At 69.2% G+C, this 19,635-nt stretch carries 18 protein-coding genes; 4 read left to right on the forward strand and 14 right to left on the reverse strand.

All coding sequences use genetic code 11. The annotated features are described in order from the left end of the window. Window positions 1–54 precede the first annotated feature (54 nt). On the forward strand, window positions 55–687 hold the full coding sequence (locus tag Ate02nite_RS05090; protein WP_239147130.1) for a class I SAM-dependent methyltransferase: 633 nt from the start codon (window positions 55–57) through the stop codon (window positions 685–687). 44 nt (window positions 688–731) lie between these two features. Here Ate02nite_RS05090 and Ate02nite_RS05095 read toward each other — a convergent pair whose 3' ends face one another. Continuing rightward, window positions 732–971 (reverse strand): hypothetical protein, encoded by a 240-nt coding sequence (locus tag Ate02nite_RS05095; protein ID WP_203799558.1) that lies wholly within the window; start codon window positions 969–971, stop codon window positions 732–734. Window positions 972–1,224: 253 nt separating this feature from the next. On the opposite strand from Ate02nite_RS05095, the gene Ate02nite_RS05100 reads away from it, so the two are divergent. From Ate02nite_RS05100 to Ate02nite_RS05110, 3 genes are all read left to right on the forward strand, one after another. After that, window positions 1,225–2,433, forward strand: a complete 1,209-nt coding sequence (locus Ate02nite_RS05100; RefSeq protein ID WP_203799561.1) for a helix-turn-helix domain-containing protein — start codon at window positions 1,225–1,227, stop codon at window positions 2,431–2,433. Between the two features lie 41 nt (window positions 2,434–2,474). Further along, window positions 2,475–3,029, forward strand: a complete 555-nt coding sequence (locus Ate02nite_RS05105; protein WP_203799563.1) for a GNAT family N-acetyltransferase — start codon at window positions 2,475–2,477, stop codon at window positions 3,027–3,029. 148 nt (window positions 3,030–3,177) lie between these two features. Next, a complete protein-coding gene (locus Ate02nite_RS05110; protein WP_203799566.1) occupies window positions 3,178–4,227 on the forward strand; it encodes a hypothetical protein in 1,050 nt (349 codons plus the stop codon). A 91-nt stretch (window positions 4,228–4,318) separates the two neighbouring features. Here the strand turns inward: Ate02nite_RS05110 and Ate02nite_RS05115 are convergent, their stop codons facing one another. From Ate02nite_RS05115 to Ate02nite_RS05175, 13 genes are all read right to left on the reverse strand, one after another. Next, window positions 4,319–5,044 (reverse strand): HAD family hydrolase, encoded by a 726-nt coding sequence (locus Ate02nite_RS05115; RefSeq protein ID WP_203799569.1) that lies wholly within the window; start codon window positions 5,042–5,044, stop codon window positions 4,319–4,321. Window position 5,045: 1 nt separating this feature from the next. Next, window positions 5,046–5,801, reverse strand: coding sequence for an ROK family protein (locus Ate02nite_RS05120; protein ID WP_203799572.1), 756 nt, complete (start codon window positions 5,799–5,801; stop codon window positions 5,046–5,048). 48 nt (window positions 5,802–5,849) lie between these two features. Beyond that, entirely contained in the window at window positions 5,850–7,139 is a 1,290-nt protein-coding gene (locus Ate02nite_RS05125; RefSeq protein ID WP_203799575.1) for a hemolysin family protein, read from the reverse strand. 69 nt (window positions 7,140–7,208) lie between these two features. Continuing rightward, on the reverse strand, window positions 7,209–8,108 hold the full coding sequence (locus Ate02nite_RS05130; RefSeq protein WP_203799937.1) for a DNA-3-methyladenine glycosylase family protein: 900 nt from the start codon (window positions 8,106–8,108) through the stop codon (window positions 7,209–7,211). Between the two features lie 262 nt (window positions 8,109–8,370). Then, on the reverse strand, window positions 8,371–9,567 hold the full coding sequence (locus tag Ate02nite_RS05135) for a Pecanex-like protein 1 (protein ID WP_203799578.1): 1,197 nt from the start codon (window positions 9,565–9,567) through the stop codon (window positions 8,371–8,373). Window positions 9,568–9,612: 45 nt separating this feature from the next. Next, complete coding sequence (locus Ate02nite_RS05140; RefSeq protein ID WP_239147131.1) at window positions 9,613–10,398, reverse strand: DUF4142 domain-containing protein; 786 nt, start codon at window positions 10,396–10,398, stop codon at window positions 9,613–9,615. 41 nt (window positions 10,399–10,439) lie between these two features. Then, on the reverse strand, window positions 10,440–11,123 hold the full coding sequence (locus Ate02nite_RS05145) for a COG4315 family predicted lipoprotein (protein WP_203799581.1): 684 nt from the start codon (window positions 11,121–11,123) through the stop codon (window positions 10,440–10,442). 208 nt (window positions 11,124–11,331) lie between these two features. Further along, window positions 11,332–12,108, reverse strand: a complete 777-nt coding sequence (locus Ate02nite_RS05150; protein WP_203799584.1) for a zf-HC2 domain-containing protein — start codon at window positions 12,106–12,108, stop codon at window positions 11,332–11,334. Continuing rightward, the gene (locus Ate02nite_RS05155) at window positions 12,108–12,791 is read right to left on the reverse strand and encodes a sigma-70 family RNA polymerase sigma factor (protein ID WP_203799587.1); all 684 of its coding nucleotides are present in this window, start codon (window positions 12,789–12,791) and stop codon (window positions 12,108–12,110) included. Before Ate02nite_RS05155 ends, Ate02nite_RS05150 begins: the two co-directional genes overlap by 1 nt. Before the next feature lie 359 nt (window positions 12,792–13,150). Beyond that, window positions 13,151–14,116, reverse strand: a complete 966-nt coding sequence (locus Ate02nite_RS05160) for a hypothetical protein (RefSeq protein WP_203799590.1) — start codon at window positions 14,114–14,116, stop codon at window positions 13,151–13,153. After that, window positions 14,113–16,602 (reverse strand): AAA family ATPase, encoded by a 2,490-nt coding sequence (locus tag Ate02nite_RS05165; RefSeq protein WP_203799593.1) that lies wholly within the window; start codon window positions 16,600–16,602, stop codon window positions 14,113–14,115. Before Ate02nite_RS05165 ends, Ate02nite_RS05160 begins: the two co-directional genes overlap by 4 nt. 49 nt (window positions 16,603–16,651) lie before the next feature. After that, complete coding sequence (locus Ate02nite_RS05170) at window positions 16,652–17,803, reverse strand: exonuclease SbcCD subunit D (protein WP_203799596.1); 1,152 nt, start codon at window positions 17,801–17,803, stop codon at window positions 16,652–16,654. 16 nt (window positions 17,804–17,819) lie between these two features. Continuing rightward, a complete protein-coding gene (locus Ate02nite_RS05175; RefSeq protein WP_203799599.1) occupies window positions 17,820–19,568 on the reverse strand; it encodes an ATP-binding protein in 1,749 nt (582 codons plus the stop codon). Window positions 19,569–19,635 lie beyond the last annotated feature (67 nt).

Here is a 19,635-nt window from a genome sequence, read left to right on the forward strand (position 1 = left end):
GGCCTCACGCCGTGCTGTTCGGCCCGTCGCGTCGCCAACTGAGACAATCGGGATGTGCACCTCGACTTCATCCGAAGCAACACCAAGCCCGCGCCGGTTCCGTTCGTCCCCGAGGTGATGCTCTTCCAGGCCGAGGAGCCGATCGCGCTGTGGGAGAAGACCGAGGAGGCGGGCCCCGAGCAGCCCCCGCCGTTCTGGGCGTTCGCCTGGGCCGGCGGCCAGGCGCTGGCCCGGCATCTGCTCGACAATCCCGACCTGATCAGCGGCCGCAGCGTGCTCGACCTGGCCACCGGCTCGGGCCTGGTCGCGGTGGCGGCGGCGCTGGTGGGCGGCTCGCCGGTGACCGCAAACGACATCGATCCGTTCTCGCTGGCGGCCACCGCCGCGAACGCGCTGGAGAACGGGGTGAAGGTGGACACGGTCGAGGACGACCTGCTCGACTCCGCCCCCGAGCAGCAGGTCATCCTGGCCGGCGACGTGTTCTACAGCCGCGAGATGGCCGTCCGGGTGCTGCCCTACCTGCGCCGGGCCGCCTACGGCGGCGCGCTGGTCCTGGTCGGCGACCCGGGCCGCGCCTACCTGCCGACCGGCCTGATCAAGCGAGCCGAATACGAGGTCCCGGTGATCGAGGCCCTGGAGGGCGTCGCGACCCGCACCACCACGGTCTGGCAGGTCACATCGTCCTGAGACGCGGCCGTCGCCCTTGGGCGACGGCCGCCGACTTGTGCTCTTCACCTCACCAGTGAGACGAGGAGCAGCACTACCGCCAAGGCGATGAGCAGGAAGGTGGCGACCGCACCCAGCGCGGCCTTGAGGATCTCGCCGAACGGGCCGACGGCCCGCCGCATGGCTCGGAATGCCAGCATCAGGAGAAAGACGGCACCGAGAACAGCGAAGACGCGACCGGGAGATTGACCTTCACCGGCCGAAGCGGCGAGGTAATTCGAGTGGAAAAAGTCTAAGGTGGGCATTCGGGTACCCTTCCGCGCGAGGGCTCTGCTCGAGATCAAGAGGCACCTCCGGTCCTGGCCGACCGGGGGTGCTTCGCCGTTCAGGGACGGCATGGTTCATCCGCGGAGTGGGGGCCGCTCTGCCGCCGGGGCTCGGATGCGGGGTCTGATCGAGCGCGTCATGAGCGCCTCCAATGAACTTCAGTAAAAACTTCAGTTCGTCAGCCAACTACACCTAAGATTAGGTTACGTCCTTAAGGAACGTTAGGCAATCGTGATCCGGCTCGCGCTGATCCCATCCAGCGGACGCGATCAGCGCGTGTTCAAGCTCGACATGAGACGTGACCTGCGGTATATCCTTTTCAGTCCTGGGCTGAAGTTTGGGGGAAGCGTCGTGCAGCCGACTGAAGACGCAGCAGTCAAGCTGGCCGAACGTCTACTGACCCTGCGAACGTCCGGCCTGGGGAAGAAGATCACTCAGGCCGAGTTCGGCAAGGCGATCGGCCGGAGCTCGGGATTGATCTCGTCCTGGGAGCGGCCCGATGATCCGGTCATACCTCCGGTCAAACAGCTCGAGCAGTACGCGGCGTTCTTCAGCACCCCACGTTCGATCACCGGCCTCCCCTACCGCGTCCCGGCCGAGGAGGAGTTGAACGAACAGGAGCGGCGAATCCGTAAGGCTCTCCGTGAGGAATTGCTGGCACTGCGGGCCCGGGCCGCCGGACCGAGCGGAACATCTCCGCTCGACACGCTCGTCGGGCGCGGGCCATGGTATTTCCCGGACCTCGACGAGGACGAGCCGATCGTCATCGTCTGCCCGGAGCTACCGTCCGAGGTCCTGAACGCGATGGACCACGCCCAGCCTGCCAACCTCGACTACTCAGACCTCTACCGGATCACCGACCTGGACGCACTGTTCGAGTTGCACGGGCACATCCGAGCGGTCAATCCCGACGTGACCGTCGAATACCGGAGCGTTCGTGCCATGCGCCAGGGTGACCCCACCGGGCATCTGGTCGTGCTCGGCGGCGTGGACTGGAATCCGCTGCAGCAACAGGTCATGTCCCGCTCCGACGCACCCGTTGAACAGGTCTCCGAGGACGACCCCCTGAACCGTGGCTACTTCCGCGTGACCGACACCGACGAGTCCTTCCCGCCGGTTACCGACGGAGACGCCCTGCTCGAGGACGTCGGATATTTCTTTCGCGGCATCAACCCGTTCAACAAGCAGAAGACCGTTACCGTGTGCAACGGAATGTTCAAGGCCGGAGTGGTCGGTACCGTTCGTGCACTGACCGACAAAAAGATGCGTGACGGAAATGCCGAATACCTCTCGCAAACATTCACCACGGCAAGCTCGTACGCACTCCTGTTCCGAGTTCCCATCATCGAGAACGTCGACGCGCGCGTCGTGATCACCCCTGAATGGACCGCACCCGGAACAGTGTTGTACACCTGGTCAGGACCAACCGAAGAGGATTGACCCGGTGAAGTACGGCCGCATCAATGGAGAGCGGACCCATCTTGACAGTCATTAATGATCTTGAAATTCGACCGGTCGTCGCGGACGATATCGATGCCCTCCGGACCGACCTCGAGACCAAGTACCTGCTGCATGAGCGCCTTCGCCGGATCGGCGCCGGCAGTCGCGGCGAGTTGCTCGTCGCCGGTCGGGACGGCCAGTTGATCGGGCACATCTACCTATGGGAAGAGCCGGCCGACGAGAAGGCGCTTCGCGCCAATCTGCGCGGCGTGCCGCTCATCATGAACCTCTGGGTCGATCCCGAATATCGACGGCAGGGAATAGGCACGATTCTGATGGAGGCATCCGAGCGTCGACTGCGGCTGAGGGGACACCGGAGAGTCGCGCTCGGAGTCGATACCGAGAACAAGGAAGCGGTCCGGCTCTACCAGGATCTCGCTTACATCCGCTGGGAGCATGGCGAGATCGAAACCCATCGCGACCATTTCCTGCCGACCGGACACTTTGTCACGACCGAGACATGCGCGATTTTCGTCAAGTGTCTGACCGAGACAGCGCGGCCACCGCGGGCCGACCACCACGTACAGGCGTTGTAGCGGCACCGAGCGCGGCGGTATGTTTCCAGTGCCGAAGGTGGGAGGGAGAGTGCGGATGACCATCCTTTCGGCACCGACCGCACTGCCCCTGCACCACGGTTCGCACAGCCACCTGCTGGACGACCTGCCGCCTCGGCCTGGTGGGCGGTTGGACGCGATAGTCGTGCCCGCGTTCCGGGCACCCGGCGCTCTCCGCGATGCCCTTGCGCTGGCTCGTGAGCTGAAGCGGCCGATGGTGGCACTGTGCAGTGGAGAGGTGCAGGCGCGCCGGCTGGCCGATCGGCGCGACACCAAGGGCGTAACCCTGCTGGCGATCGACGTGCACGACGGCGTGCGCAAGGTGCCGAGCTTTCGCACCGACAGGGTGCTGCGAAAAGCGGGCTTCGCCCCGGTGGGCGACCTCGCGCTGAAACGCAACCTGGGTCTGCTCATCGCTGTCGCCGCTGGATGGGACCGGGTTCTGTTCCTCGACGACGACATCGGCGGAGTCGATCCCACGCAGGTCGAGGGAGCTGCCGCTCTGCTGGGGACCGGTCAGTATCGAGCTGTTGGCCTGCATAACACCGGTTTTCCTGACAACTCCGTCGTGTGCCACGCCTATCGAGCGGTCGGCGCCGATCAGGACACGTTCATCGGCGGCGGCGCGATGATCATCAATCCGCTCGAGACCGGTTCGTTCTTTCCCAATGTCTACAACGAAGACTGGTTCTTCCTGCTTGGCGACGGCGTGCCGTTCCGGGCTGCGCGGTCCGGCACGATGGTCCAGCGCGACTTTGATCCGTTCGCAGCTCCCCGCCGCGCCGCCAACGAGGAGTTGGGCGACACCCTCGCCGAGGGTCTCTACTGGATGCTCGATGTCGGCCAGGACCCGGCCGCCGCCGGCCCGGGCTTCTGGGGTGAGTTCGTGTTCCGCCGGCGTGCCCTGATCGACCACGTGCTGGCCAAGGTCGACATGCACGTCGCCGATACGGCGCGGGCCTTTTCCATCAAGGGATCGCTCCGGGCAGCCAAGGGCGCGAGCGCCTTCGTCACCCCGCATCTGTGTCACGAGTTCGTCCAGGCCTGGACCGATGACCTGCGCACGTGGAATGAGTTCCTCGACCGGTTCGCCAACTTCACCACGGTCGAGGAGGCGTTCGCCGAGCTCGGCCTGGACCACGTCTGGTCGCGGGCGGTCAAGGACGTTCCGTCGCGCTGAGCGACGGGTGACGCCTGGCCGCAGCGGGCGCACGGCCTGTTGTGGCCACCCAGGCCGGACTGCTCGGCGGGACTTCTCGCTGTGCGTACTTTCAAAGGGTTTTGGCGATCAGCGCGCAGAGTTCGTGGCCGTCGCAGACCGTGTCGTCGGGGGTTGGTTCTTCGGGTTCCTTCGCGGTGCGGGCGGACGGCATCAGGATGGCGCGGGCGACGTCGGCGCGGCGGGCGCAAGCGACGTCGCGGCGGCGAGAATCGCCGACGAACCAGCAGGATTCCGGGGGTACGCCCAATTCGTCGGTGGCGTTCCAGATCATCTGGGGGTTGGGTTTGCGGACGCCGGCCTCGTCGCTGTAGATCTGCACGGCGAAATAGGGGTTCAGGCCGGTCTTGCGCAGGAAATCCCGGTGCGCCGCGCCGGAGAGCGTGTTGCTCACGATCGCCAGCGGGATATCGGCCTGGTAGGCGGTCTGCACGGCCTCCGGGATGCCGGGGCGAAGTTCCCAGTTGTCGCGCCAGGCCCAGTCGTAACTCAGATGGCGGACCGCGCCGCGCACCGGGACCTGGGCGGCCGGCGGCCAGCCGGGCAGGACGAAGCGTTCCCAGACCTCGGTCTGGGAGAGTTCGTCGGGCCAGTCCTCGTCGCGCCATTCAGCGTATTTCACAGCGCCGTCGGTGAGCGAACGCTGGATCTCGCCCGGGCTCAGCACGCCCTTGGCCAGGTTGTAGATGCGCAGGACCAGGGCCGGCGGCGCCGACCGCTGCGGCGGCGCGTCGGCGATGACACCGCCGAAGTCGAGCAGGATCGCGTCCGGGCGCATGTCAGCGGGACGTCCCCAGTGACCAGGCGCGGACGCCGCCGACGATGCCTGCCGTGTTCGGCACCACCACGACATCGTCGCCCATCCGGGCCAGCTGGGTGGGCGTGATCAGCCGAGAATTGCCGCCGCCGAGATAAAGGCGGTCCCAGAGGAAGACCGGGCGCAGGCCCTCGACGACGTTGCGCACCCGGCGCGACCAGAGGGCGTCGCCGAGCCGGCGGCGCTCGTGCTCGCCGATGTAGGTGTCGTAGGACATCCCCCAGCGCACCGGGGCCTGCGACATCTCCAGGTGCGGGGCGAGCACGCCGCCGTCGAAGAGGGCGCAGCCCAGGCCGGTGCCGAGGGTCAGCATGAGTTCGCAGCCGGTGCCGGCCACCACTCCGGCCCCGTGCACCTCGGCGTCGTTGAGCACCAGGGTGGGCAGGCCGAACGCCTCGGCCAGGGCGGTGCGGGCGTCGAAGCCGTACCACGCCTGTTCCAGCTCGGGGTCGATCTTCGTGCGCGGGCCGCTGCGGGTCACGTAGTGCGGGGTGGCCACCACCACGCCGTGCCGCAGCATGCCGGGCATGCCGACGGTGACCCGGTCGGCGGTGGGCAACCGCTCGCCCAGCTCGACCAGGGTCTTGACGAAAAGGTCAGGTGGCAACGGGTAGGGAGTGGGCACGCGCAGCGGCTGAGCGCGCATCGTGCCCGCCTCGTCGAGCACCGAGCCCTTGATGCCGCCGCCGCCGCAGTCGATCGTCAGGGTGAAAGCCACGCCGCCAGTTTGCATGGACGTCACCTCCTCGCACAGCAATTGTGACCGCTATGCCTCTTCGCCGGCGGGTTGGAGGGGTCGCAGGCGCACCCGGGTGATGGCCCGGCCGGTCACCTCGACCACCTCGGCGGTGAACCCGGGCAGGTCGACCACCTCGCCGGGCCCGGTGGGAATGTGCCCGAGCGCGGCCAGGACCATGCCGGCCACCGTCGTGTAGTCGCCGTCCTCGTGCGCGTTGGACTCGTCCAGCAGGCCGATGTCGGGCAGGTCGTGAATGGGGAAGGCACCGGGCATGAGCAGCGCGCCGTCGGCCTCGCGGACCACCGCGGCCACGTCCCGGTCGGTCTCGTCGTAGATCTCCCCGACGATCTCCTCGACCAGGTCCTCCATGGTGATGATGCCGTCGATCGCGCCGCGCTCGTCGACCACCAGCGCCAGTTGGACGCGCTCGCCGCGCATCTGCCGCAGCGCGTCGGACACCCGCAGCGTCTCGGGCAGGAACAGGCCGGGCCGGCACAGGTCGTCGACCGGGCCCTGGGCATCGATCAGGTCGCGCAGGTGCACGACCCCGATCACGTCGTCGAGACCGGCCGGGCCGACCACCGGCGCCCGGGAGTGCCCGCCGTCGATCAGCGAGCGCAGCGCCTCGTGTGCGGGGCTGCCGGTGGGCAGGGTGAGCACGTCCCGCCGGGGCACCAGGATCTCCCGCAGGATCCGGTCGGCGATCTCGAAGGCGCCGCTGATGATGGTGCGCTGCTCGGCCGAGAAGTCCTGCTGGGCGGCGACCATGTCGCGGATCTCCTCGGTGGTGACCTCCTCGCGCTGGGCGGTCGGGTCACCGCCGGCCAGCCGCACGATCAGGTTGGTGGAGACGCCGAGCAGCCACACCGCCGGGCGGGAGATCATCGAGAGGATGTCCAGCGGGCGAGCCACCAGCAGCGCCCAGCCCTCGGTGCGCTGCATGGCGATCCGCTTCGGGGCCAGCTCCCCGATGACCAGCGTCACGAACGTCAGCGCGATGGTGACGATGACGATGGCCGCCGGCTGGGCCGCGTCGCCGAGGAAACTGAGCGGGCCGAGCAGCGGTTTCGACAGCGACACGGCGGCCGCCGCGGACGCCAGGAACCCGGCCAGGGTGATGCCGATCTGGATGGTGGCCAGGAACCGGTTGGGGTCCCGGGTCAGCCGGCCGAGCACCCTTCCACTCCTGGACTGCCGTTCCAGTCGTTGGATCTGGGACTCGCGCAGTGACACCAGAGCCATCTCGCTACCCGAGAAGACGGCGTTCACCAATACGAGCACCAGGACCAGAACGATCTCTCCGCCGGTGCCACCCATCGTTCAACTCTCCTGGGCCAAAGCGATCACGAGGGGACCAACTTACCCAGACCGGCTGGGATACGCCCGTCAGAACCTCGCGAAGGACCGGATCGGCATCCGCGGACCGAACCGCGGCGCCCGGATGCCGCCGTGCGCGAGCAGGTCACAGACCCGGCCGCGGTGTCCCTTGAACGGCTCGAGGAGCTCCAGCATCCGCTCGTCGGTGCCCCGGGATTCACCGGCCAGCCCGAAGGCCACCGTGTTGGGCACGTGATAATCGCCGACGCTGACCGCGTCGGCGTCGCCGTAGGCGATCCGGACCACCTCGGCGGCGGTCCACGGGCCGATCTGGGGCAGGGCGGTCAGTCTTCTGGTCGCCGTCTCGCTGTCGGCGCACTCCTCCAGACGGGCGGCGACCTGGGCCGCGCGCAGCAGGGCCTGGGTGCGGCGCTGCTCGACGCCGAGCGGATGGAACGCCCAGTAGGGCGTCGCCGCTATCGCGGCGGGATCGGGCGGGAGCAGCAGATCTCCGGGGCCTGGCGCCGGCTCACCGAATTTCTTGACGATCTGGCGGTACGCCCGGAAGGCCTCGACGCCGGTTACCTTCTGCTCCAGGATCGCCCGGAGTACGCGGTGGAAGACCATCCCGGTTCTCGGCATCCGGATGCCGGCGAAGGTGCGGGCCAGCTGTCTTACGAGCTCGTGCTTTTGGGCTAGGGCCGGGAATCCGGTCACGTCGTCCCGGAGCCCGCTTATCGCGTCGGCGTTGCCGGCCAGCCACTCGGCGCCCGGGCCGTAGCTTTTTGTTTCTATTTCGCCCGATTTTTCGCGACTTAGGTGGATCGCCGCCGGGCCATCGGGCGTGCGGGCCGCCAGGCTGAACGTGTCGGCGGACAGCCGGCCGATCGGGTCGAACTGCGGTGCCAGCAGCGGGGCCAGGGTGCGGGCGAAGTGGAACCGTTCGGGCGGGATCAGCCGGCGGGTCACTTCCTTCACCGGGCCACCTTAGCTTCCTTTTCAAGCCTTCCCTCTGAAGCCCAGACCGATGGCCCTGACCGCGCTCCCGGTCAGGGCCATCGGGGGGCGACCGGACACCCGAGTGATCCGGATCGCCTTGAACCATCCGCTGCGGCCGCCCGTCAGGGGGAAGAACGACCAACCGGTGTCGACGGGGGGTCCTGGCGGGGCGGGGCCGTGTCGGCGGCCCTGCCCCGGTCAGGTTCGATACCGGTCCGCGGCGGTCCGTGGATCAGTTGACGACGCGCAACTTCACCGCGTCGAAGGCCGGGGTCTCGTTCGCCCGCTCCATCATCGGAATACGGTGCGAACCGTCACCGGCCCAGGAGGCACACTGCGCGGTGCCCTGCGTCGGCAGACCGGGGACCGAGATGGTCACCTCGTCCGGCGCCTTGCCACCCTTCTTGTCCTCGGTGGCCACGAAGAACGCGGGCACCGGGGCCGGGTCCGGAGCTTCCCGGGTGGAGGCGAGCATGCGGCAGGCGGTGTGGAAGTGACCGCGGACGATGCCGTCCTGCAGCACCGAGCTCTCCACGTAGTAACCGCCCGCACCGGCCGCGAGGAACCGGTCCCGGATCAGGTTCCGGGTGCTCACCTTGAGGGTGAACGGGGTGTTGACCTTGACCACGTTCGGCGCCTGGGTGATCAGCAGCGACGAGTTGTTGGCGGCGCTGGAGACCTCACCGAACTCGGTGGAGACGCAGCGGTCGCCCTTCTGGAAACCGTCGTGCGCCAGCAGGTTGCTGGTGTCACAGCTGTTGGTCAGGACACCCAGACCGGCGCCGGGGGGCGGGGTCGTGGCCTGGCCGCCACCGTTGTTGCCGTTGTTCCCACCATTGTTGTTGCCGTTGTCGGCGGGCGGGGCCGCCGTGGTGGTCTCGGCAGGCGGAGCCGTGGTGGCCTGGCCGCCACCGTTGTTGCCGCCGTTGTTGCCGCCGTTGTTCCCACCGTTGTTGCCGCCGTTGTTGCCATTGCCGTTCTGACCGTTGCCGGCGTTGGTGTCGTTCGTGGCCGTCGCGGTCGCGGTCGCCGTTACGGTCGCGGCCGGCGCGGACGTGGCCGCCCCGCCGTTGCCGTTGTTGTTGCCGACGTTGTTCATCACCCAACGGCGGCAGCGGGCGCGCAGCTCGGCCGTGGTCACCACGTCACCGGCGCCGTCGTCGGCGTGCTGGGTCACCGCCCCGTTTTCCTCGGTCCAGCTGCCCTTGCGGGTCTTGGTGGACAACTTCGATGCCGCCGGCGCCGACACGTTGTTACACGCCGACAGGGCCTTCTTCTGCGTCCGATCGGTGCTCGCATTCGACACCTGGGTGACGGTCAGAATGCCGCCGAACACCGCCAGGGTGCCGGCCACCGCGATGATCCGGCGCCGGCCACTGAACCAGCCTGACTTCGTGGATGCGCGCCGGCGGTAGTGGGACCTTCGCATGGGGTGACACCTTTCTCTGTCTCGACCTGGACGAGGTTTCGGGGATTACCGCGCCCGGAAGATGCGCATGGTCGTGATGACGCCGGCCACGAGTGCGGCGGCGAGGACTAGGAGGATCACGGTGGTGTTGGCACCGGGGATGCCGCTGTTGCCACTGCTGGCCGCGGCGACCATCTGCGCGTCAACCGGCACCGGTCCTCCACCGGGCGCCACCGGGGCGGCGGCCGTCGGCAGAGCGCCGTAGTCGACGATGCCGCTCGACTCCAGCAGCGTCATGTGCGTCATGACGAACTGGTTGGCCTGCTGGGCCAGCTGCCGGACCGAGTCGTTGCGGGTGGTGGCCCGGATCGAGGCGATGGCCGGGAAGATCTTCCCGTGTGCCGCCCGGAGCCGGTCGATGAAGATCTGGTCGAAAGTCGTGGAGTTCGCCGCTTTCATCTCGCCCAGCCAGCCCTGCTGGTCCGCGTTCGGCTCGGACGGAAGCTGGATGTCCAGCTTCTTGGCCACGTCGCGGTCGAGCTGGTCGAGCACCACGTGCTGGGCGGCGATCGACTTGCCGATGGTGACGACCCGCGGGTCGTCCGACTTCTCCTGCGCCATGTTGCCGGCCGGGATCTCCCAGAGCCCGGCGAGCCGGACCTTGACCACGAAGTCCAGATCGGCGGCACTGACCGCGCCGGCGCCCTTGTCCTTGAAGGTGGTAGCCGGAACCGGGATGTCCCCGCCCGCGGCATGCGCCGGGGAAACCGGAGCCACCAGGAACGCGAGCACCATTGCCGAAATGCCCACCAACCAGCGCTTGAGCCGGCGAGAGGAGCGAGCGGCAAACATTTTCGACCTCCGAGAGAGCGGTTTACGAAATGGCGTTCGGGTCAGTAGCTGTAGTCGCTGCCGGCGGTACCGGAATCCGCGGATTCGTCGGCGGGCGGCGCTACCGGCTTGGACACCGCCGGAAGACAGGTGAGGTTCTTGGCACCATCCGGCTTGATCACGAACCACTTGCCGGAAACGTTCTGGCCCTTCCACTGACCGGGCTTCTTGTCACCGATGTAGGTGTAGAGCGGCCAGCCCTTGATGGTCAGCTGCTTGGTGCCGTCGGCCCGGGTCACCGTGCCGACCACGTCGGCCGAGACACCCTTGAGGGTCGGCTTGCCGTCGTTGGTGAGGGCGGCCGGCCAGATCTTCGCGCAGTCACCGGCACAGTTGGACTTGGCCGGGTTGTTGGAGTCGCCGTCGAAGCGGTAGAGGACGAAACCGTCCTCGTTCTCGACGACCTCACCCATCCGCTTGACGGCGGTGCCGGTCAGCTTGTTGGTGACCTCTTCGTCGGAGAGCGCGGTGCTGGTATCCGATCCAGGGGCCGCGGTGGCGTCCGGGTCGGCCTGCGCGGCCGGGTCCGAAGTAGCGGCCGGGTCGGCGGTGGCCGCCGGGTCGGCGGTGGCTGCAACGTCATTTGAGGCGGGCTCGGCGGCGTTGCCGTAGTCCGCGGCGTCGTATCCCTGCGGGGCGCAGCCGGCCACTGCGAACGCTGCGGCGATGGCAGCACCCGCAACCATCAACTTTCGCTTCTCCGGTACCACGGTGTGCCCTCCAGCTGTTCCTGCATCTGGCGTTTCCGGCCTGTAGTACGGGGGGCGCGCCGAGTTGGATGAACACTCGGCCCAATCAATTTCCTTAATTTCCTTTGAAGTCAGCGTTTCCCCTGGACACGACAAAGGGCCCGGCCATTCCGGCCCGGGCCCTTCGCTTTCAGCTACGCAATTATTACGGTACGCGAACCAGGGTGTCGCCGGCTCCGGCCGCGGTGACCTCTTGCACGGTGATGTGCGCGATGTCCTCACGAGGCGTCGCGGTGATCGCCTGCAGCATCAGCGGCGACGGGTTGGCGGCGGTGCCCCAGCCCTTCTCCCCCACGCTCCAGGAGACCAGCGACTCGCTGGTGCCGTCGGTGTGCACGGCCAGCAGCCGGCAGACCTTCGGCCCCTTGATGTTGGAGATGGCGAAGGAGATCTGGGTGCCCCAGTCCTTCTTCTCCAGCGCCACGTCGGCATGCACGCCGGTGCGCGGGTCACTGCCGCTGTACCGCTGGCCGGTCAGGTCGGGGCCACCGACACCGGGGCCGTCGTCCGAGTTGGGCAGCGGGTCGAGCTGGTCGCTGCCGCGCTCGGCGGTGTTCGTCGTCGCCTTCTGGTCGGGGGCGAACCACTTGCCGCCCGCGAACAGTGCACCGATCGACAGCATCGCGAAAATCACGACGGCGGCGGCCAGCGAGTAGAGCCGGCGGCTGTTGGCACGGCGGCGGTCGTGACGCACCTCGCCGATCATCTTGGTCAGGACGCGCCCGTCGCGCTGGGACTCCTCGGCGGCGATCACGGCACCCGCGTCGACGTCCGCGAGCAGGTCGGCGACCTGAACGAAGGACTCCAGCTCGAAGGCACAGCGCGGGCACTCGATGAGATGGTCCTCGAACTGAGCGGCATCCCGCTCGTCGAGCACCCCCAACGCGTACGACGCGACGTCGTAGTGGTCTTCCTGGGTCATTACTCCGTCACCCCCCGCTGCTGCAGCGCCGTACGCAGCGCACGCAGAGCGTAATACACACGCGACTTAGCGGTACCCAGCGGAAGATTGAGCTTCTCCGCTGCTTCGGGCACCGTCCGCCCCCGGAAATAGGTCTCGATCAGAATCTCGCGGTGCGACTGGCTCAGCTCGCGCAGCGCGTCGGACACGGTCATCGACTGGAGAACCCGGTCGGTGTCGTCCGACATGCTCGGGAAGCTCTCCAGCTCGCGGTCGTACGTCTCGGCGGGCCGAGCACTGGCGCTGCGGTGGTCGTCGATGGCGATCCGCCGGGCGACGGTCACCAGCCACGGGCGCAGCGACTGCTGACCCTGCGCGCCGAGCCGGTGCGCGTTGCGCCAGGCCCGCAGCAGGGTCTCCTGCACGATGTCCTCGGCGCGCTGCCGGTCACCGCCGGTCAGACGCAGCACGAACATCAGCAGAGGACCGGCGTGCTCCTCGTAGAGCATCCGAACCAGGGTGTCCTCGTGGCTGGGCTCCTTCGCCTCGGGAGCACCGTGCCGAGGGGCCTGCCGCGGAATCACCGAACTGCCTTCGTCCACACCACGGCCGCCGTCGAGAGACTGCCACCGACCACCGGATCGCTGCTGTGTCATCAGGCACATCCCGTCCGGCGCGAGTCGATCCTCGACCACCGCATGCATTGATACCTCCGCCCGGAGCTTTCCCCGTCGCCTGAGATACGGCTCGGGGGCCCGGCCGGGATCAATGTGGGCGGGAAAATTTCCGGGACGATGGTTCTCAACTGTCCTCCGGTGTCGTGTGGGGGCGGCACGAGGCATATCGCTGCTTGCTTGCAGACGATCAAATTCATCCATCTGCACCGATATGCCTACCAGGGCAGCCGAATAATACTCAGTCACACGCGTCCCAGGAAACGCCCTTCTGAGCTGCGCGGACGCACAGACGGTCCGTATTACCGGTGCGTAGGCGCGCGCTCTCGGAGCGTCTCCGTGGGAGCGCTCCCGGGTCGCTGCAGCCCGCCCGTTCGGACCTTTCGGACCTAGGACCGGTTTCGTGCGGTGGCCACGGTCAGTTGCCGGTGCAGCACTCGCGCGTCACCGAGCATCCCGCGCAGCCGGCGCTCCAGCCCGGCGATCGGCACCAGATTTTGCGGCGCTCGCGGGTCCTTGTACGCCGACGAGGCGAACCGGGGCAGCGTCGCGCTGGAGATCTCGGCCAGGTCGATTGCCTGCTCCGGGGTCAGGTCGGGCGAGCACTCCACCCGGACGATCCCGGACCAGGGCGCGCCGGAGCCGCCGGGCAACCGCAAATACCACGACCATCCACCCCAGACCGTGCCCAGGTGGAAGACCGGGGTGCGCTGGCCGGGCCGCAGGGCGGTCACCACCTGGGTCAGCGTGGCCGGCAGATATTGCTTCTGCTGGGTCTTCACGTAGCCGATCGTGTTGACCAGGTGCCGCCGGTTGCGAAGTGGACCGTCCACCACCAGCAGATCGGCGGTGCCCCCGCGGGCCACCGCCGAGATCTCCAGCTCGAGCTCGGTCAGCTTGGGCTGGACGGCCGACGGGAGCTTGCTGGCCTCACCCGGCCCCTCCAGCCGGCGCACCTCGTAGCGCACCAGCTGGGTCTGCACGTCCTGCGCCGACGGGCTGGCCGTGAAGAGTCCGCGCCGCACCTCGGCGCCGACCATCTCGGCCGAGCCGCGGGCGAGGTCGCAGCGCACCACCCCGGCCGCGAACGACGCGGCCAGGCCGGCATAGGAGGTGCCGTCCTCCTCCTGGGTCCACAGCCCGGCGTCGTTGCGCCGCACCCCGTCGACGAGAAACACCACGTCGGGGCGTTGCACGCCGGGCGCCACGTCGATCGGCGCCCACTCGGCGGCCGGCACCTCCACGTCGGTGTCGACCTGGGCGCTGCTCGGCGAGGCCGGTCCGTCCTCACCGCCGCCGCCCTCGAAGGACGACCCGTAGGACGGATCCCAGGCATCGACGAACATTCGCGTCACAGGCCGACCCTCTCCACGTGCGCGGTGCGCGCGTCCTTGTGCACCTCGAACCGCACCGGCACCCGCTCGGCCAGCGAGTTCACGTGGGTGACCACGCCGACCATCCGGTCGCCCCGGGCGGCCAGATTTTCCAGCGTCGCGGCGACCACGTCGAGCGTGGCCGCGTCGAGCGTGCCGAACCCCTCGTCCAGCACGATCGACTCCAGGCTGGCGGCCGTCGTCGACATGCCGGCCAGCTGCTCGGACAGGGCCAGCGCGAGCGACAGCGAGGCCTGGAACGTCTCGCCGCCGGACAGCGTGCGCACCCCGCGCCGCAGCCCGGCGTCGTGGTGGTCGAGCACGTAGAACTCGCCCTTGTCGTGCATCAGGTCGTACTGCCCGCCGGTCAGCTCGCGCAGAATGCGGGAGGCGCCGTCGACAAGCAGGTCGAGTGCCTCCTCGAGGAGCCAGCGCTCGAAGTTGTTGGCCCGCAGATGGCCGGAGAGAGCCTTGGCGACCCGGCCGTCCCGCTGCAGCGTCATCCGCTGCTCGCTGAGCTGCTGCGCCTGCTCGCGCCGGTCGGCCAGGCGCTTCCAGACCGCGTCGGCCCGCTCGACCGCCACCGCGGCCGCCCGGATCAGGTCGGACTCGTCGCCACCGGCCGGCGGCGACACCCCGGCCTCGGTGAACAGCGCGCCCACCGTGGCGAACGCGTGCACGGTCGCCTCGTGCGCGGCCGAGACGGCGGCCTGAGCCGCGTCCCGGGCAGTCGCCCGCAGCCGATGCTCCCCGGCCGCCCACTCGACCAGGGTCACCCAGGCAGCCGACAGGTCGTCGCGCTCGGCCGGCGGCGGCCCGAACCGGGCCACCCGGTCGCGCAGCTCGTCGAACGTGCGCCAGGCCGTGCGCTCCCGTTCCTCGGCCGCGTGCGCGGCCGCCTGCGCCGTCCGCTGCGCCTCGCGACTCGTCCGCACCGCGTTGCCGGCCTGGTCGAGCTTGCGCCGCAGCACCTCGAGCTCGGCCAGCTGCCGTTCGAGCGCGGGCACGCCGGGCGAACCGGCCACGACGCCGCGCACCTCTTTGACCCGGGACACATGGTGCTCGTGCTGGGCGCGCTTGCGCTCCAGGTTGCCCTCCAGCTTGCGGGCCACCGCGTCGCGCTGCTTCCAGCCCGACTCGGCCACCTCGGCGGCGGCGCGGGCGGCCTTGCCGGTCGCCTCGGCCTGGTGCACCGCCGAACCGGCCGGCATCACCGGCACCTCGGCCACGGTCTGCTCGCAGACCGGGCACGGACCACCGACGGTCAGATGGGCGCGCAACGCGGCCGCCTTGTCGAGCCGCTGCGCCTCGGTGTAATCGAGGCGGGCCTGCTCGAGGAGCTGGGTGGCGCCCAGGTGCGCGCTGTGCGCGAGGTCGGCCGCGACCACCGCGTCCTTGTATTCGACCTCGGCGACCTGCACCTCGCCGGCGAACCACTCCTCCTGCCCGACCAGTCGCTCCAGCTCGGCGTGCCGATCGAGCAGCAGCTTCAGCGAGCCGGCATCGCCGGCCGCGGCGAGTTCGCCGCGGATCTTCTCCTCGCGCTCCTCGGCCGTGCGAACCTCCTTCGCGGCCTCGGTGGCGCTCGCCCTGGCTGCCGCCGTCGCGCCGCCGATCTCCGCACTTCCCGGGGGTGTACGGACGGAAGCCAGCGCCCGCAACTCCGCGTCCAGCCCGTCCCGGGTCGTCGCCGCCTCGGACTCCTGCTGCCGGGCCGCACGCAGGCCGGGCACCGACGCCTCGACCGCGGCGGTCAGTTGCCGCATCCGGGTCAGCACGCCCTCGGCCGCCTCGACCGCCTCGTCGGACGCGTCGGTCAGACCGGTCAGCTGCTGGTCGACCACGGCCAGCTTGGCCTCGGCGGTGCTGGCCCGGCCGGCTGCGCGGGTCTGCACGTCCTCGTAGATGTGCAGGCCGAGCAGGTTGACCAGGATCTGCTGGCGGGTGGCCGGCTTGGCGTGCAGGAAGTCGGCGAACTGCCCCTGCGGCAGCACCACGCAGCTGGTGAACTGTTCGTAGGGCAGGCCGACCGCGCCCTGCACCGCCTCGTCCATCTCGGCCGGGGTGCCGGCCAGCACCTCGCCCAGGTCGTCGAGGTCCATGCCGGTGTCGAGCTTGGTCACGTCGAAGCCCTGCGGCATCAGCTGCAGGCCGGCCCCGGCGGTCTTGACATTGCCCCGGCCGTCCCGGCGCACCACCCGGGTCGCCACGAACCGTTCCCCGGCCGACTCGAAGACCAGCCGGACCTTGGCCTCGACGGCGCTGGGCGCGAGCGCGTTGGCGATGCCCCGGGCGCCACCCCAGCGCGGCACCTGGCCGTAGAGGGCGAAGATGATCGCGTCGAGCACCGTCGACTTGCCCGAGCCGGTCGGCCCGACCAGCGCGAAGTAGTCGGCGTCGGTGAAGTCCACGGTGGTCTCGTCCCGGAACACCGTGAACCCGGTCATGTCCAGCCGGATTGGCCTCATAAGCCCGCCTCACTGCGATCGGTCAGCCGGTCGGGCACGCTTCGCTCACTCATTGCGTGCTGCTCACCTCGTCGTACAGCTCGTCGAAGAGCTCGCGGACGCCCTCCTCGGCGTTGCCGCGGGCGTCCAGGTAGTCGCCGAAGAGCTCGCGCGGGGACCGGCCGGCCCGCTGTGCCATCCGCTCCCCCGCCCTGTTCGGCATCATCTCCGGGTCGATCCGGACCTCGAGCGCGTTGGGCAGCATCTCCTGCACGTCCTCACGGAGGCCGACCCGGGGCGTCTCGCGAACGAAGACACGGAGCCAGGCGTCCGGAAGGTTCACCGTTGAGAGCTGTTCGAGGGTGCCCCGGGCGGTGCGCAGGGGCCGGGCCGAAGTGATCGGCACGTCCCGCACCCGGGCCGCCTTGTCGGTGCCGACGTCGACGATGGCGACCGACGGGATGTTTTCCTCCTCGCCGAAGTCGACGGCGAGCGGGCTGCCGGAATAGCGGGTGGGACACGGCGAGATCACCGACTGGGCCCGGTGCAGGTGGCCGAGGGCGACGTAGTGGGTGTTGCGCGGGAAGATCGTGGCCGGCACCGCGTAGCCCATGATCGTGTGCGCCTCGCGCTCGCCGCCGCCGGCCGACGCCCCGACGATCGTCAGGTGGGCGGTAAGCAGATTGATCACGCCGGGCTCGGCGAAGGGCTCGGCGAGCTTCTCGATCAACCGGGCCATGTGATCGGCGTAGGTCTGGGTCGCTTCGGCCGCCGACAATTCGTACATCTCCGCGGCGCGCACCGCGTACCGCTGCGACAAGAACGGCAGCGCGACCAGCTGCCACCGCTCGCCCGCCTCGGTCTGGCCCTTGATCAGCAGTTCCTCGGGGTTTTCCCGAATCGCGCCACGCAACTCGATGCCGGCCGCGTCGGCCCACGGACGCAGCGCGTCGAGCGCCGGGCCGTTGTCGTGGTTGCCGCCGATCGCCACCACCGTCGCGCCGGTGCGCCGCAGCGCCGACAACGCCCTGGTCACCACCCGGGTCGCGTCGGCCGTCGGGGCGGCCGTGTCGTAGAGGTCACCGGCGACGATCACCAGGTCGGGCCGTTCGGCGTTGGCGATCTCGACGACCTGGGCCAGCACCTTGATGTGCTCGTCGAGCCGGTTACGGCCCTTCAGGACCTTCCCGACGTGCCAGTCAGACGTGTGCAGGATGCGCATCGCGGAACCTTAGACCCTAGAACGGAATGTCGTCGTCGGCGCGGCCACCGCGGCCACCCACGACGGCGAACGGATCGGCGGCCTGGACGATCGAGCGCATCGTCTCGGCCGGCGGCGGGCCCGACTCGGACTTGCGGGTGGCCCAGGCCGGGAACGGGAACTCCACGCAGAGCGGGACCGGGATGTCGGGCTGGTTGACGAACATCGTGCCGGGCCGGGCCAGCAGCGCGCGCTGGCGCATGGCCGGCGGGAGGAAGCCGTACTCCGGGCGGGCCGCCTCGGCCGGGTCGAGCCGGCCGACCACCCGGATCGCCGAGTTGGTCACGATGCGGCGCTCGACCTCGCTCGCCGTCTGCTGGGCGCCGATCAGGATCACGCCGAGCGAGCGGCCGCGCTCGGCGATGTCGAGCAGCACCTCCTTGATCGGCGAGGTGCCCTCGCGCGGGGCGTACTTGTTCAGCTCGTCGAGCACCACGAACAGCAGGGGACGGCCGGTGCCGGCCTTCTCCTTCTCCTCGAACTCGGTCTTCAGCGTCACGCCGACCACGAACCGCTGCGCGCGGTCCGGCAGGTTGTGCAGGTCGACGACCGTGACCTGGGCCGACTCGGCGGTCTTGATCTGGTGCGGGCGGCGCGAGGCGAGGTCGCCGCGGATCAGCCGGGACAGGTCGCGCTTGCTGCCGATCAGCCGCCGGGCGAACGCGTTGACCGTGCCCATGTTGATCGCGCTGCCGGCCCAGGTGGACCGGGTGTCGTCGTCGGTGAGCTGCTCGACGACGTGGTCGACCAGGTCGCCGTAGGAGGAGATGCGCCGGCCGTCGATGCTGATGCCGCCCTCGGCGGGCACCGCGTATCGGTTGAGGTGGGCGGTCACCGAGTGCACCACCATGGTGTATTGCTGGCGCTCGTCGTCGGCGTCGGCGAACACGTAGGGCAGCAGCTTCTTCTCGCAGAACTCCTCGAGCGTCCAGTAGAACGCGTCGACGCCGGTCAGCCGGCTGCTCACGTCGGGGGCGCCGGACGAGTCGCCGGCCCGCGGCGGGGCGTAGACCCGGACGTCGGAGAACGGGGTGGCGGGCAGCTCGAGCAGCTTGTAGTTCGCCATCGTGTTCTCGTCGAGCTTCGTGTTGGGGTGGTCGAGGAACAGCAGGTCCTCGCCCTTCACGTTGAAGATCAGCGCGCGTGCGTTGGCCCCGTCGGCGCCCAGCTGGCCGGAGCGGAACACCGAGTAGAGCAGGAACGTCGCGAAGCTCGTCTTGGTCGCCACGCCGGAGATGCCGGAGATGGAGACGTGCGCGCCCCGGGTGCCGTCGAGGAAGTCGGCGTTGAGGAAGACCGGAACGCCGTCCCGGCCGGTGCCCATCGGGATGCGCCGTTCCATCCGGTCGAAGTGCAGGGCCGCGTCGCGGGCCGCGCCGGTGGCCCGGTGCACCACCGCGCCGGGAGCGGGCGGGACGTAGAGCTCCGGGTCGACCCGGGTGGTGGTGATCTCGGCCGCCTCCTGCACCAGGGCCGGGAGGGTGCCCTCGGCGATGGCGAAGACGTCGGAGTCGAACTGCGCGCCCTCGTGCCGCGCCCGGACCTGAGTGACCACTCCCGCGATCGTCACCGGTTCGCGGTCCGGCAGCTCACGCTTGGTCACCACGACGTCGTCGAGTTGCAGGTAGCTGCCCGGGGTCACGGCCGTCCAGAACTGGAGCGGTGTGGCATCCGCTGTTCCGAGCACCCGCCCGACGGGGGAAGTTTCGTCAGACACGCCGATCATGTTGCACCAGGGGTACGACAGAACCCGCACCCAGTGTGGGTTGGCATGGGTTGTCCACAACTTCTGG

It is taken from the genome of Paractinoplanes tereljensis (genome assembly GCF_016862435.1).
GTDB classification, from domain to species: Bacteria; Actinomycetota; Actinomycetes; order Mycobacteriales; family Micromonosporaceae; genus Actinoplanes; species Actinoplanes tereljensis.